Genomic DNA, 12,664 nt, shown 5'->3' with positions numbered 1-12,664 from the left:
CTGACCGGTTTCCGGCGGCCGGGGCTCAGGCCGCGTAGCCGCCGTCGACGTCGAGCTTCTGGCCGGAGATGAACTTCGCCCGGTCGCTGGCCAGGAAGCACACGGCCTCGGCGATGTCGGCCGCGGTGCCGAAGGTGTGCAGCGGGATGTTCGAGCGGGTCACCGCCAGGGCGTGCTCGTTCAGGTCGCCGCCGGCCATCAGGCGGGCCGCCATGCCGTCGGTGAGCATGCCGGGCCCGACGCAGTTGGCGCGGACGCCGAAGCGGCCTTCCTCGGCGGCGACGCCCCGCATCAGCGACTCGACCGCTCCCTTCGGCACCGCCGACAGCCCGTCCCGCACCGGGAAGCGCCGCGTCGCCGCGGTGGTCACCGCGACGATGCTGCCGCGGCTCGCGCGCAGCGCGGGCAGGGCCGCGCGCACGATGTTGAACGTGGCGAGCACGTCCTGGGCGACCTGCTCGGCGAACCGCTCCGGCGCGATCGTGCTCAGGTGCATCATCGGCACGTGGGGACCGGCCGCGTGCACGAGCGTGTGCACCTCGCCCGCGCCGCCGATCAGCGCGGCGCAGGCCGCCGGGTCGGTGAGGTCCGCGCACACGGCGATCGCCCGCCGCTCGGTGGCCGCGCCCGCTTCGAGCACCCGCCCGTCTGCCGTTTTCGCGCCGGTGTGGGCCGCGCCAGTGTGGGCCGCGCCAGTGTGGGCCGTGTCGGTCTGGGCTGTGCCGGTCTGGGCCGCGCGGGCTTGGGCCGCGCCGGTGTGGGCCGCGCCGGGCTGAGTCGCGTCGGGCTGAGTCGCGTCGGGCTGAGTCGCGCCGGTGTGGGCCGCGCCAGTCTGAGTTGCGTCTGGCTGAGTTGCGCCGGGCTGAGTCGCGTCGGGCTGAGTTGCGCCGCGGTGAGTCACGCGGGCCCGGGTCGTGTCGGTGTCGGCGGGGCTGATGCCGTTGAGCTCGGCGGCCAGGGCCGCGGCCGCGGCGGCGTCCGAGCGGTACGCGAGCACGACCGCGCACCCGCGCGCGACGAGCATCCGGGCGACCGCGGACCCGATGCCGCCCGTCGCCCCCGTGACGACCGCGACCCCCGGGCGGGCGGCGAAATCCTGCTCCATGACGGCTACGCTACCAAGCAAGCGTTTGTTAGAGTATCGGCCGTGGAGCTGAAACTCGGGGTCATGCCCGCGCACGGTGGTGCGGACCCGGCCACCGTCGCGCGGTTCGTGCGGCTGCTGGAGGAACTCGGCTGCGAGTCGGTGTGGGCGGTCGAGCACGTGATCGTGCCGGACGACTACGACAGCTCGTATCCGTACGACTCGAGCGGCCGCATGCCCCTGCGCGGGGACGACGACATCCCGGACCCGCTGCACTGGCTCACGTTCGCCGCCGCGCACACCACGACGCTCAAGCTCGGCACCGCGATGCTCATCCTGCCCGAGCACAACCCGGTCGACCTGGCCAAGCGCCTCGCCACCGTGGACGTGCTCAGCGGCGGGCGGCTGCTGGCCGGGATCGGCGTCGGTTGGCTGCGCGAGGAGTACGACGCGCTCGGGGTGCCCTTCGCCGGGCGCGGGGCGCGCGCCGACGAATACCTCGAGGCCATGCGCGCGCTGTGGACGCAGTCGCCGGCGCGGTACGACGGCCGCCTGGTCTCCTTCGGACCCGTGCACTCCCGGCCCCGGCCCACCCGCGGGACCGTGCCGATCGTCGTCGGCGGGCACAGCCTGGCCGCGGTGCGCCGCGCGGCCCGGTTCGGCGACGGGTGGTATCCGCTGGGCGTGCGCGGCGACGAGTTCGCGCGGCTCCGGCAGGCGCTGCGGGACGAGTGCGCGGCGCTGGGCCGCGACCCCGACGAGGTCGAGGTGACCGCCCGCGGCCCGGGCGACCGGGGCGAGGTCGAGCGGCTGCGCTCGCTCGGCGTGGCCCGGGTCGTCATCCGTGCGGACCCGAACGATCTCGTCGGCGTACGGGACAAGGTTCGTCGCTACCAGCGGGAGGTTCTCGGGGCATGAGAACGGTCATCATCACCGGCGCCGGGCAGGGGCTCGGCCGCGCGCACGCGCTCGCGTTCGCCGCGGCCGGGTATCACCTGGTGCTCAACGACCTCGGCGCGGATCGGCTGCAAACCGTCGCCGCCGAGTGCGCGTTCGGACAGGGCACCGTGACCTCCGTGCCGGGGGACATCGCCGACTGGGACTTCGCGGCCGCGCTGATCGAACGCGCAGTGGCGGTGAACGGACGTGTCGACGCGCTCGTGAACAACGCCGGGCTCGCTCGCGACCGGATGACCACCAACGTCACCGAGGACGAGTGGGACTCCGTCATCCGGGTCAACCTCAAGGGCCACTTCGCCCCGCTGCGGCACGCGTCCGCGCACTGGAAGGCGCTGGCCAAGGCCGGGGAGCCCGTGGCCGCGCGGGTCGTGAACACCACCTCCGGCGCGGGGCTCATGGGCAGCGTCGGGCAGGTCAGCTACAGCGCCGCGAAGGCCGCCGTGGCCGCGGTGACGCAGGTGGCGGCGGTGGAGCTGCGGCGCTACGGGATCACCGTCAACGCGATCGCGCCCAGCGCCCGCACGCCGATGACCGAGGATGTCTTCGCCGACGCCATGCGCGCGCCCGAGTCTGGGTTCGACGCGATGGCGCCGGAGAACGTCTCGCCGCTGGTGGTGTGGCTCGCCTCGGAGGAGGCCGGCTTCGTGACCGGCCGCGTGTTCGAGGTCTCCGGCGGCAGCGTGGGTCTCGCCGACGGCTGGCAGCACGGCCCGGCGACGGACGTGGGCCGTCGCTGGGACGCGGACGAGCTCGGGCCGATCGTGCGCGGGCTGCTGTCCCGCGCGCCCGAACCGGCGGCCGTGTATGGCGCCTGACGTCCACCCGTCCGACACGCCGGACGGCTCCCGCACTTCCGGCACGCCGAGCAACGCGCGCGCTTCCGGCGTGCCGGACGGCTCCCGCTCGTCCGGCGCGCCGAGCAACGCGCGTGTTCTTGACGCGCAGGGCGACACGCGCGTTTCTGACGCGCAGGGCGACACGCGCGTTTCTGACGCGCAGGGCGACACGCGCGTTTCTGACGCGCAGGGCGACACGCGCGTTTCTGACGCGCAGGGCGACACGCGCGTTTCTGACGCGCAGGGCGACACGCGCGTTTCTGACGCGCCGGACGGCGCGCGCGTTTCTGACGCGCAGGGCGACACGCGCGTTTCTGACGCGCCGGACGGCGCGCGCGCTTCCGGCGCGCCGAGCAACACGCGCGCTTCCGGTGCGCCGGACGACTTCCGCAAAGTCGTGCGGGCCTGGCTCGCCGAGCACCTCACCGGAAGGTTCGCGCCGCTCGTCGGCTCCGGCGGGCCCGGCCGCGAGCACGAGCACCTGGAGCTGCGCGCCGAGTGGGAGCGCGAGCTGGGGGCCGGGGGCTGGATCGGGCTCGGCTGGCCGGAACCGTACGGCCGCGGCGCGAGCATCGCCGAGCAGGTCGTGTTCTTCGAGGAGTACGCCCGCGCGGGCGGGCCGGGGCGGCTGTCGCACATCGGGGAGTACCTGCTCGCGCCCACGCTCATCGCCCACGGCACCGAGGAGCAGCGGGCCCGGTTCCTGCCGCCGATCGCCCGCGCCGAGGAGCTGTGGTGCCAGGGGTACTCCGAGCCCGGCGCCGGCTCCGACCTCGCCGGGGTGCAGACCCGCGCCGAGCTCGCCGGCGACCGCTGGCGCATCACCGGCCAGAAGGTGTGGACGTCGCTGGCGCACATCGCGGACTGGTGTTTCGTGCTCGCGCGCACCGGTGCGCAAACGCGCAAGAACGGACTGTCGTACCTGCTCGTGCCGATGCGTCAGCCCGGCGTCGACGTGCGCCCGATCGTGCAGCTGACCGGCACCTCCGAGTTCAACGAGGTCTTCTTCGACGGCGCCGAGACCGACGCCGGACTGGTCGTGGGGGAGCCCGGCGACGGCTGGCGGGTCGCGACGAGCACCCTCGCCTTCGAGCGCGGCGTCGCGACCCTGGGCCAGCAGCTCGGGTTCGCCCGGGAGTTGGAGTCCATTGTGGACAGGGCGCGATCCACCGGTACCATGGAAGATCCGATCATCGCCGACCGCATCGCGAGCGCCTGGGCGGGACTGCAGGGCCTGCGCCACCACGCGCTGCGCACCCTCTCCGCGACCGAGCCCGACCCCACCGCCGCGTCCGTCGCCAAGCTGCTGTGGGCCAACTGGCACCGCGACCTCGGCGAGCTGGCCCTGGCCGTGGAGGGTCCGGGCGCGACGGTCGCCCGGGCCGCGCCCTACGACCTGACCGACGCCCAGCGCCTGTTCCTGTTCACCCGCGCCGACACCATCTACGGCGGCTCGAACGAGATCCAGCGCAACATCATCGCCGACCGGCTCCTCGGCCGCGTCCCCCGAGCCTAGGAGTGTCCACAGTGGAGTCCTTTGCCGGCGAGTTCACGGCGGAGCAGACGGCGCTGCGCGAGTCGGTCCGCGACTTCTTCGCCTCGCCGGGGTACAGCTGGGGCCGCCTCACCGGCGAGCTCGGCCTCACCGCGCTCGCCGTCGCCGAGGAGCACGGCGGCTTCGGCGCCACCGCGGTCGAGGCCGGCATCGTGCTGGAGGAGGCCGGGGCCGCGCTGCTGTCCGCGCCGCTGCTGTCGACCACGGCCGCGATCCTGGCCCTGAACCCCGCGTCCGGCCTGCCGGAGTCGCCGGCCGCCGGGGCGACGACCGGCGCCCTGGATTCCGCGTCCGGCCTGCTGGAGTCGCTGGCCGCCGGCACGACGATCGGCGCCCTGGCCCTCGGCGACGGCGTCGAGGCCCGGCCGACCGCGGACGGCATGGTCCTGGACGGCCGGGTCGAGCACGTCCTGGACGGCGACGCCGCCGACCTGTTCCTGGTCGAGGCGGGCGGCGACCTCTACGCGACCGACGCCGCCGTCGTCCAGCCCGTGCCCACGCTGGACGCCACGCGCGGCCAGGCGACCCTGATCCTCACCGCCGCCCCGGCCCGCCTGGTCGCCCCGGCCGGCGCCGCGCACGCCCTCGCCGGCGTGCGGGCACTGCTGGCCGCCGAGTCCGTCGGCGTGGCCCGGGCCGCGCTGCGGTCCACTGTGGAGCACCTGCGCACCCGCCACCAGTTCGGCGTGCCGCTGGCGACGTTCCAGGCGCTGCGGCACCGGGTCGCGGACCTCTACGTGCTGCTCGAGCAGGCGACCTCGACGGCCCGCTACGCCCTGCGCTGTTACGGCACTGCCGAGTTCGCGGTCGCCGCGCCGCTGGCGAAGCTGTCGGCCTGCGACGCCGCGTGGACCATCACCCGCGAGTCGATCCAGCTGCTCGGCGGGATCGGGTTCACGTGGGAGCATCCGGCGCACCGGTACCTCAAGCGCGCCACCGCCGGCCACCTGCTCTTCGGCGACCCGCCCACGCTGCGGCGACTGCTGCTCACGTTCGTGTGACAATCGACAACTGTCGATTGTGTCACATAGACTGCGTGGCATGAGACGAACCCTCGTCATCGCCGCGGCGGTCGTGCTCGCCGCCGTCTCCTCCGCCGTCGCCCCGCCCGCCTCCGCCGCCACGGTCCGCCCCTTCGGCTCGGTCGTCGAGGCCGAGTCCTACGACGCCCAGCACGGCGTGCGCGTCTTCGCCGACCCGGCGGCCTCCGGCGGCCACGCGGTCGCGTTCTCCGACGGCGACCGCCTGCGCCTCGACGCGGTCGACTTCGGCGTGCCCGGCCAGGCCAGCGGCTTCGCCACCTGGCGCTCCTGCGCGACCGGCACGGGCACGGTCGAGCTGCGGCTCGACTCGCCCGCGGCCACCCCGTTCCTGACCTTCCAGCCCGCGGGTGGCACGTGCGCCCAGTGGTTCCAGTCGAGCACGCGCATGGGCGTGGCCACGACCCCGACCGGCGTCCACGACCTGTACCTGTCGTTCACCTCGGCCTCGCGGTGCGAGTTCTACCGCCTCGACAGCTTTCAGCTGATCAAGCAGACCGGCCCGCCGATCCCGTAAGTTCCACCCCGCACCCGGTCACATGCTTCGGTCCGAGCGGCGATGCGCCGGTCCGGGGCCGCGCATGCGGCGGGTGGAGGAGGACCTGGCCGCCGATCACCGCCGGTGCCGCCGACGCCGGCGGGGCCGCTACTCGGGCGCGGCGCCTCCCGTGGCGTCCAGGAAGCGGGGGACCTGGCCGCCGCCGTCGACGAGCAGGGACGTGCCCGTGATGTACCCGGCCAGCGGGGAGGCGAGCAGCAGCACCGCGTCCGCGATGTCGTCCGGGGTCGCCATGCGTCCCAGCGGTACCGTCGCCGCCACCGCCGCCAGCGCGGCCTCGTCGCCGTAGTGGACCTCGTTGTCCGACGTGCGCACCACGCCCGCCGTCACCGTGTTGACCCGCACCTTCGGGGCCCACTCGAGGGCCAGCGCCCGGGTGAGGACCTCGAGGCCGCCCTTCGCCGCCGCGTACACCGCGGTCCCGGGCGCCGGGCGCAGGGCCGACACCGAGCCGATGTTCACGATCAGGCCGCCCGCGTCCTGGTCCTGCATGACCGCGTTGGCCGCCTGGGCGACGAAGAACGGGGCCAGGAGGTTGAGCCTGACCACGGCGGTCACGAGGTTCGCCGAGGCGGTGGCGGCCGGCACCGGCGGGCCTCCACCGGCGTTGTTCACCACGAGGTCGAGCCGGCCGAAGGCGTCCACGGCGGCGGCCACGAGCGCCGCGGCCTCCTCCGGCTCGCGCACGTCCGCGCGGTGGAACTCGACGCCCTCGGGCAGGTCGCCGGGGTCCTTGCGGCCGCAGGTGAGCACGCGGTAGCCGCCGAGCGCCAGCCGCGCCGCGATGGTGCGGCCGATGCCGCGGGTGCCGCCGGTGACCAGCGCCGCCGGACTAGAGCCGCTCGATGATGGTGACATTGGCCGTACCCCCGCCCTCGCACATCGTCTGCAGACCGTACCGGCCGCCGCGCGCCTCCAGCTCGTGCAGCAGCGTCGTCATGAGCCGGGCGCCGGTCGCGCCGAGCGGGTGGCCCAGCGCGACGGCGCCGCCGAGGGGGTTGACGCGTTCGAGGTCGGCGCCGGTCTCGTGCTGCCAGGCGAGCACGACCGGTACAAATGCCTCATTGATCTCGACGAGGTCGATGTCGTCGATCGTCAGGCCGGCCTTGCGCAGGGCGTGCGCGGTCGCCGGGATGGGGCCGGTGAGCATGTAGACGGGGTCGTCGGCGAGCACGCTGAGGTGGTGGATGCGGGCGCGGGGGCGCAGCCCGTGCTCGGCGACCGCGCGCTCGGAGGCGACGAGCAGGGCCGCGGCGCCATCGGAGATCTGGCTGGCGAGGGCCGCGGTGACGACCCCGCCGGGCTTGAGGGTGGGCAGGGTCGCCATCTTCTCGAGGGTGGTGTCGCGGCGCGGGCCCTCGTCGACCGAGACCCCGGCGATCGGCTCGATCTCGCGCGCGAACCGGCCGGCGTCGATCGCGGCGGCGGCGCGGCGGTGGCTCTCGAGGGCGTACCGCTCCATCTCCTCGCGCGTGAGGGCCCACTCGGCGGCGATGAGCTCGGCGGCGCGGAACTGGCTGATCTCCTGGGTGCCGTACCGCGCGTGCCAGCCGGACGAGCCGCGGAACGGGTCCTCGAAGCCGTACTGCTGCCCGGCCAGCATCGCCGCCGAGATCGGGATGGCGCTCATGTTCTGCACGCCCCCGGCCACGACCAGGTCGGCGGTGCCGGACATGACCGCCTGCGCGGCGAAGTGCAGGGCCTGCTGCGAGGAGCCGCACTGCCGGTCCACGGTGACCCCGGGCACGTGCTCGGGCAGCCCGGCCGCGAGCCAGCTGGTGCGGGCGATGTTCCCGGCCTGCGGGCCGAGCGCGTCGACGCAGCCGAAGATCACGTCGTCGACCGCGGCCGGGTCGACGCCGCTGCGCTTGACCAGCGCGGTGAGCACGTGTGCGCCCAGGTCGGCGGGGTGGATGGCGGCCAGTCCGCCGCCGCGCCGGCCGACCGGGGTGCGGACCGCCTCGACCAGATATGCCTCCGTCATGCCCAAGACCTTACCAAGCGAGCGCTTGGTTGGTAAGGTGCCTCGCATGGAACCGTTGGACGCCCGCACGATCCCCGATCTGGTGCGGGCCGGCGCGGCGCACTACCGAGGGCGCGAGGCGGTCGTCGACGGCGACGTCCGGCTCACCTACGCCGACCTCGCCGCCGAGGTGACCCGCTGTGCCGAGGCGCTCGCCGCGCGCGGGATCGCCAAGGGCGACCGGGTGGCGCTGTGGGCGCCGAACGGGTGGCGGTGGATCGTGGCCGCCCTCGGCATCGTCTCCGCCGGCGGGGTCCTCGTGCCGCTGAACACGCGGTTCAAGGGGGCCGAGGCCGCGTACATCCTGGCCCGCAGCGGGGCCCGGCTGCTGCTCGTCGACGACGGCTTCCTCGGCAACCGCTACATCGACTCGCTCGCCGAGGCTGCGGCCGAGACGCCCACCCCGGCGCTCACCGACATCGTCTCCTTCGCCGACTGGGACGAGTTCGTGGCGGTCGGCAAGGGCGTCGACGCGGTGGTGCACCCCGAGGACCTCTCCGACCTCTTCTTCACCAGCGGCACCACCGGCCGGCCCAAGGGCGCCATGCTCACCCATCGGCAGAGCACCGAGCTCTACGTCGCGTGGAGCGCGCTCGCGGGGCTGCGGGAGGGGGACCGGTACCTCCTGGTGAACCCCTGCTTCCACACCTTCGGCTACAAGGCCGGCGTCATCGCCTGCCTGCTGCGGGGCGCCACGCTCGTGCCGCAGGCGGTCTTCGACGTGCCGGTCAGCCTCGAGCTGGTGCAGCGGGAGCGGATCACGGTGCTGCCCGGGCCGCCGACGCTCTACACCTCGATGCTCGACCACCCCGGCCGCTCCGGCTACGACCTGTCCAGCCTGCGGGTCGCCGTCACCGGCGCGACGACCGTCCCGGTGGTGATGATCGAGCGGCTGCGGGCCGAGATGGCCCTGGAGACCGTGCTCACCGCCTACGGGCTCACCGAGTCGTGCGGGACGGCCACCATGTGCCGCCCCGACGACGACCCGCAGACCGTCGCGACCACCTGCGGCCCCGCGGTCCCGGGCGTGGAGGTCCGCGTCGACGAGTCCTCCGGCGAGGTGCTGATCCGCGGCTACAACGTCATGCAGGGGTACTTCCAGGATCCCGCCGCCACCGCCGAGGCGATCGACGCCGAGGGCTGGCTGCACACCGGCGACGTCGGCGTGCTGGACGAGCGCGGCTACCTGCGCATCACCGACCGGCTCAAGGACATGTTCATCGTCGGCGGCTTCAACGCCTACCCGGTCGAGATCGAGCAGGTCATCGCCCGCCACCCGGCCGTCGCCGAGGTCGCCGTCGTCGGGGTGCCCGACGCCCGGCTCGGCGAGGTGGCCCGCGCCTTCGTCGTGCCCCGGCCGGGCCTGCGGGTCGACGAGCTCGCGGCCTACTGCCGGGATCGCCTCGCCAACTACAAGCAGCCCCGCTCGTTCGTACTCCTCGACGCCCTGCCGCGAAACGCCAGCGGCAAGGTGCTCAAAACGACCCTCCGGAGTGCCTGAATGGACACCGTCATCGTCACGGGGGGTGGCAGCGGCATCGGCGCCGCCATCGCCCGCCTCGCCGCCGAGCAGGGCCTGCGCCCCGTCGTGTGGGACCTGCGCGGCGGCGACCTGGAGGTGGACGTCCGCGACCGGGCCGCGGTGGAGGCCGCCCTGGCCGAGACCGGGTCGGCGCGCTACCTCGTCAACAACGCGGGCCCGGCCAGTGGCGGCCCCGCCCTCGCGTTCGACGACGGGCTCGTGGCCACCGCCGGCAGCATGGAGCTCGTCACCTCCGCCTGGCTGGCGACCGGCCCGCCCGAGGGCTCGGCCGTGGTCAACGTGGCCTCCGTCGCGGGCAATTTCGTCGGTACCGACAGCGCCTGGTACTCCGCCGGGAAGGCCGCGATCGCCGGCTACACCCGGCACCTGGCCACGAGAGTGGCGCCCCGGGTGCGGGCCAACGCGGTCGCGCCCGGCTTCATCGACACGCCCCGCATGGCCGGCTTCGCCGACACCCCGCTCGGGCGCTCGCTCATCGAGCGCAACCCCATGGGCCGCGCCGGGCGCCCCGAGGACGTCGCCGCGGCCGTGCTCTTCCTGCTCTCGCCGGCCGCCGCCTACGTCAACGGCGTCCTGCTCCCCGTGGACGGGGGATGGACCGTCACCCAATAGCAACTCGGAAGGGAGTCCACTGTGGACGCCGTCATCGTCTCCGCCGCGCGCTCGCCCATCGGCCGCGCCTACAAGGGCTCGCTCGCCGGTGTGCGCGCCGACGACCTCGCCGCCCAGATCGTCGGCAAGGCCCTGGCCAAGGTGCCCGCGCTCGACCCGGCCACGCTCGACGACCTGATCCTCGGGTGCGCGCAGCCGGCCGGTGAGCAGGGGTACAACCTCGGCCGCCAGGTCGCGATGCACCTCGGGCTCGACATGGTGCCCGGCACCACCGTCAACCGGTACTGCGCCTCCTCGCTGCAGGCGATCCGGATGGCCTTCCACGCCATCAAGGCGGGGGAGGGCCACGCGTTCGTCGCGGCCGGGGCCGAGGTCGTCTCGCACTACCCGGCCGGGAAGGCCGACGGCATGCCGGACACCCGCAACCCCCGCTGGCCCGAGCGCACGTCCACGCTGCCCTGGACCGATCCGCGCGAGAGCGGGGGGCTGCCGGACGTGTACATCGCGATGGGCGAGACCGCCGAGAACGTCGCGTCGCTGTGCGGCATCACCCGCCGTGAGCAGGACGAGTTCGGCGTGCGCAGCCAGAACAACGCCGAGAAGGCCCAGGCCGACGGGTTCTGGGAGCTCGACATCACGCCCGTCACCCTGCCCGACGGCACCGAACTGGCCCGCGACGACGGCCCCCGCGCGGGGGTGACGCTGGAGAAGGTGAGCACGCTGCAGCCGGTGTTCCGGCCCGACGGCACCGTCACCGCCGGCAACTGCTGCCCCCTCAACGACGGCGCGGCGGCCGTGATCGTCATGAGCGCCTCCCGGGCCCGCGAGCTCGGCCTCACCCCGCTGGCGCGGATCGTGGCGACGGGCGTGTCCGCGCTGAGCCCCGAGATCATGGGCCTCGGCCCGGTCGAGGCGAGCCGGCGGGCGCTGCGCAACGCCGGCATGTCCATCTCGGACATCGACCTCATCGAGATCAACGAGGCCTTCGCGGCGCAGGTGATTCCGTCGTACCGCCAGCTGGGCGCCGACCCCGACAAGGTCAACGTCCACGGCGGCGCGATCGCGGTCGGCCACCCCTTCGGCATGACGGGCGCGCGGATGGCCACGACCCTGCTCAACGGGCTGTCCTTCCGCGACCGGAGCATCGGCCTGGAGACCATGTGCACCGCGGGCGGGCAGGGCATGGCAATGATCCTGGAGCGGCTGTCGTGACCGGTCACCTGGCGGGCAAGGCCGTCGTCGTCACCGGGGCGGGCCGCGGGCTGGGCGCCGCGTACGCGCGCCTGGCCGCGGCCGAGGGCGCCGCCGTCGTCGTCAACGACGTCGACGCGGACCTGGCCGGCGCGGTCGTCGAGGAGATCCGCGGCGCGGGCGGCCGGGCGGCGCCGTTCGTGGGCTCGGTCGCCGACTGGGACCGGGCGGGCGAGCTGGTGACAGCGTGCGTCGAGGAGTTCGGCGCGATCGACGGCCTGGTCAACAACGCCGGCATCTTCCGCCTGGCCGACCCGCGGGAGCAGGACCCGGCCGAGTTCCGCGCCGTGCTGGAGGTGAACGTCCTCGGCACCGCGTACTGCGGCCTGCACGCCATCCGCGCCATGCTCCAGCGCGGCACCGGCTCGATCGTCAACGTGACGTCGGGCTCGCACGCGGGCTCGGCCGCGATGGGCGCCTACGGGGCCAGCAAGGGGGCGGTGGCGTCGCTGACGTACTGCTGGGCCACCGACCTCGCCGGCACCGGCGTGCGCGTGAACGCCGTGTCCCCGAACGCGCACACCCGGATGGCGGACGCGTACGAGGCGTACCTGGGCGCGGCCGCCCAGGGCCAGAACGTGGCCAAGTCCCCGGCCCTGAACGCCCCGGCGGTGGTGTACCTGCTCGCGGACGCGTCCTCGGCCCTGCACGGCCAGGTCGTGCGCATCGACGGGGACGAGCTGTCGATGGTCGCCCACCCGGCCGTCCAGGGCCACGGCGCCCTGAACCCGGCCTGGACGGTGTCGGCGGTGGCGGCCGCCTTCGCCGCGGGCGAGGTCGGCCCCCTGAGCCCGCTCGGCCTGCACCGCGTCTGACCCGCCGGGTGCTCCCGGGACGGTTCAGCGGGCCTCGGTGCCGGCCAGCCGGTCCAGCTCCACGCCGGCGATGCCGCGCACCTGTCCGTCGGGGTCGTTCGCGTACTGCCGGAGGACTTCCGGCGCGAGGCCGGGGGCGACGCGGCGGATGGTCACCGCGACGCGCCGGCGGACCTCCGGATCGCGGTCGTCGGCCAGACCGGCCAGCAGCGACGCCTGCCACTCGTCCCGGCCGGCGGAGACGGCAAGGCCGCTGACGAGGGCCGCCCGCACCGACGCCTCGGTGTCGCGCGCCAGCGATGCGAGGTGCCGCGGACCGCCGGGGGTCCGAGCCGCCCGCCCGGGCCAGCGCGCGGGCGGCCTGGGCCCGGGTCTCCGGGTCGGGA

General features: G+C 74.6%; 13 protein-coding genes. 9 read left to right on the top strand and 4 right to left on the bottom strand.

The genetic code is table 11. From position 1 onward, the window contains the following. Window positions 1–25: 25 nt before the first annotated feature. Entirely contained in the window at window positions 26–1,105 is a 1,080-nt protein-coding gene (locus AC6JBM_RS26100; RefSeq protein ID WP_497986200.1) for an SDR family NAD(P)-dependent oxidoreductase, read from the bottom strand. Window positions 1,106–1,147: 42 nt separating this feature from the next. Between AC6JBM_RS26100 and AC6JBM_RS26095 the strand changes: the two genes are divergently transcribed. The 5 genes from AC6JBM_RS26095 to AC6JBM_RS26075 all read left to right on the top strand — a co-directional run bounded on the left by AC6JBM_RS26095 (window position 1,148) and on the right by AC6JBM_RS26075 (window position 5,992). Next, complete coding sequence (locus AC6JBM_RS26095) at window positions 1,148–2,002, top strand: LLM class F420-dependent oxidoreductase (protein WP_497986199.1); 855 nt, start codon at window positions 1,148–1,150, stop codon at window positions 2,000–2,002. Continuing rightward, window positions 1,999–2,859, top strand: coding sequence for an SDR family oxidoreductase (locus AC6JBM_RS26090; RefSeq protein ID WP_497986198.1), 861 nt, complete (start codon window positions 1,999–2,001; stop codon window positions 2,857–2,859). The genes AC6JBM_RS26095 and AC6JBM_RS26090 overlap by 4 nt, the downstream gene beginning before the upstream one ends. Before the next feature lie 418 nt (window positions 2,860–3,277). Next, entirely contained in the window at window positions 3,278–4,396 is a 1,119-nt protein-coding gene (locus AC6JBM_RS26085; RefSeq protein WP_497986197.1) for an acyl-CoA dehydrogenase family protein, read from the top strand. An 11-nt stretch (window positions 4,397–4,407) separates the two neighbouring features. Continuing rightward, window positions 4,408–5,436, top strand: a complete 1,029-nt coding sequence (locus AC6JBM_RS26080) for an acyl-CoA dehydrogenase family protein (protein WP_497986196.1) — start codon at window positions 4,408–4,410, stop codon at window positions 5,434–5,436. A gap of 40 nt (window positions 5,437–5,476) precedes the next feature. Then, window positions 5,477–5,992 (top strand): carbohydrate-binding protein, encoded by a 516-nt coding sequence (locus AC6JBM_RS26075; protein ID WP_497986195.1) that lies wholly within the window; start codon window positions 5,477–5,479, stop codon window positions 5,990–5,992. A 129-nt stretch (window positions 5,993–6,121) separates the two neighbouring features. Here the strand turns inward: AC6JBM_RS26075 and AC6JBM_RS26070 are convergent, their stop codons facing one another. After that, complete coding sequence (locus AC6JBM_RS26070; protein ID WP_497986194.1) at window positions 6,122–6,892, bottom strand: SDR family oxidoreductase; 771 nt, start codon at window positions 6,890–6,892, stop codon at window positions 6,122–6,124. Continuing rightward, window positions 6,867–8,018 (bottom strand): acetyl-CoA C-acetyltransferase, encoded by a 1,152-nt coding sequence (locus AC6JBM_RS26065; RefSeq protein ID WP_497986193.1) that lies wholly within the window; start codon window positions 8,016–8,018, stop codon window positions 6,867–6,869. Before AC6JBM_RS26065 ends, AC6JBM_RS26070 begins: the two co-directional genes overlap by 26 nt. A gap of 46 nt (window positions 8,019–8,064) precedes the next feature. On the opposite strand from AC6JBM_RS26065, the gene AC6JBM_RS26060 reads away from it, so the two are divergent. Genes AC6JBM_RS26060 through AC6JBM_RS26045 form a run of 4 tightly spaced genes read left to right on the top strand, consistent with a single transcriptional unit; the run spans window position 8,065 to window position 12,278 of the window. Next, a complete protein-coding gene (locus tag AC6JBM_RS26060; protein ID WP_497986192.1) occupies window positions 8,065–9,558 on the top strand; it encodes a FadD3 family acyl-CoA ligase in 1,494 nt (497 codons plus the stop codon). Continuing rightward, window positions 9,559–10,212, top strand: coding sequence for an SDR family NAD(P)-dependent oxidoreductase (locus tag AC6JBM_RS26055; protein WP_497986191.1), 654 nt, complete (start codon window positions 9,559–9,561; stop codon window positions 10,210–10,212). It abuts the gene before it with no gap. A gap of 21 nt (window positions 10,213–10,233) precedes the next feature. Further along, window positions 10,234–11,424, top strand: a complete 1,191-nt coding sequence (locus AC6JBM_RS26050) for an acetyl-CoA C-acetyltransferase (RefSeq protein WP_497986190.1) — start codon at window positions 10,234–10,236, stop codon at window positions 11,422–11,424. Then, a complete protein-coding gene (locus AC6JBM_RS26045; protein ID WP_497986189.1) occupies window positions 11,421–12,278 on the top strand; it encodes an SDR family NAD(P)-dependent oxidoreductase in 858 nt (285 codons plus the stop codon). Before AC6JBM_RS26050 ends, AC6JBM_RS26045 begins: the two co-directional genes overlap by 4 nt. Before the next feature lie 24 nt (window positions 12,279–12,302). On the opposite strand, the gene AC6JBM_RS26040 is transcribed toward AC6JBM_RS26045, so the two are convergent. Continuing rightward, on the bottom strand, window positions 12,303–12,575 hold the full coding sequence (locus tag AC6JBM_RS26040; RefSeq protein ID WP_497986529.1) for a HEAT repeat domain-containing protein: 273 nt from the start codon (window positions 12,573–12,575) through the stop codon (window positions 12,303–12,305). Window positions 12,576–12,664 lie beyond the last annotated feature (89 nt).

It is taken from the genome of Dactylosporangium thailandense, from assembly GCF_059739745.1.
This window is presented reverse-complemented; position numbering and strand designations above follow the sequence as displayed.

What these genes read in the sequence shown, in the direction of transcription:
- AC6JBM_RS26100 (WP_497986200.1), bottom strand. Translation starts at nt 1,105, where the DNA reads ATGGAGCAGGATTTCGCCGCCCGCCCGGGGGTCGCGGTCGTCACGGGG.
- AC6JBM_RS26090 (WP_497986198.1), top strand. Translation starts at nt 1,999, where the DNA reads ATGAGAACGGTCATCATCACCGGCGCCGGGCAGGGGCTCGGCCGCGCG.
- AC6JBM_RS26075 (WP_497986195.1), top strand. Translation starts at nt 5,477, where the DNA reads ATGAGACGAACCCTCGTCATCGCCGCGGCGGTCGTGCTCGCCGCCGTC.
- AC6JBM_RS26070 (WP_497986194.1), bottom strand. Translation starts at nt 6,892, where the DNA reads ATGTCACCATCATCGAGCGGCTCTAGTCCGGCGGCGCTGGTCACCGGC.
- AC6JBM_RS26065 (WP_497986193.1), bottom strand. Translation starts at nt 8,018, where the DNA reads ATGACGGAGGCATATCTGGTCGAGGCGGTCCGCACCCCGGTCGGCCGG.
- AC6JBM_RS26060 (WP_497986192.1), top strand. Translation starts at nt 8,065, where the DNA reads ATGGAACCGTTGGACGCCCGCACGATCCCCGATCTGGTGCGGGCCGGC.
- AC6JBM_RS26055 (WP_497986191.1), top strand. Translation starts at nt 9,559, where the DNA reads ATGGACACCGTCATCGTCACGGGGGGTGGCAGCGGCATCGGCGCCGCC.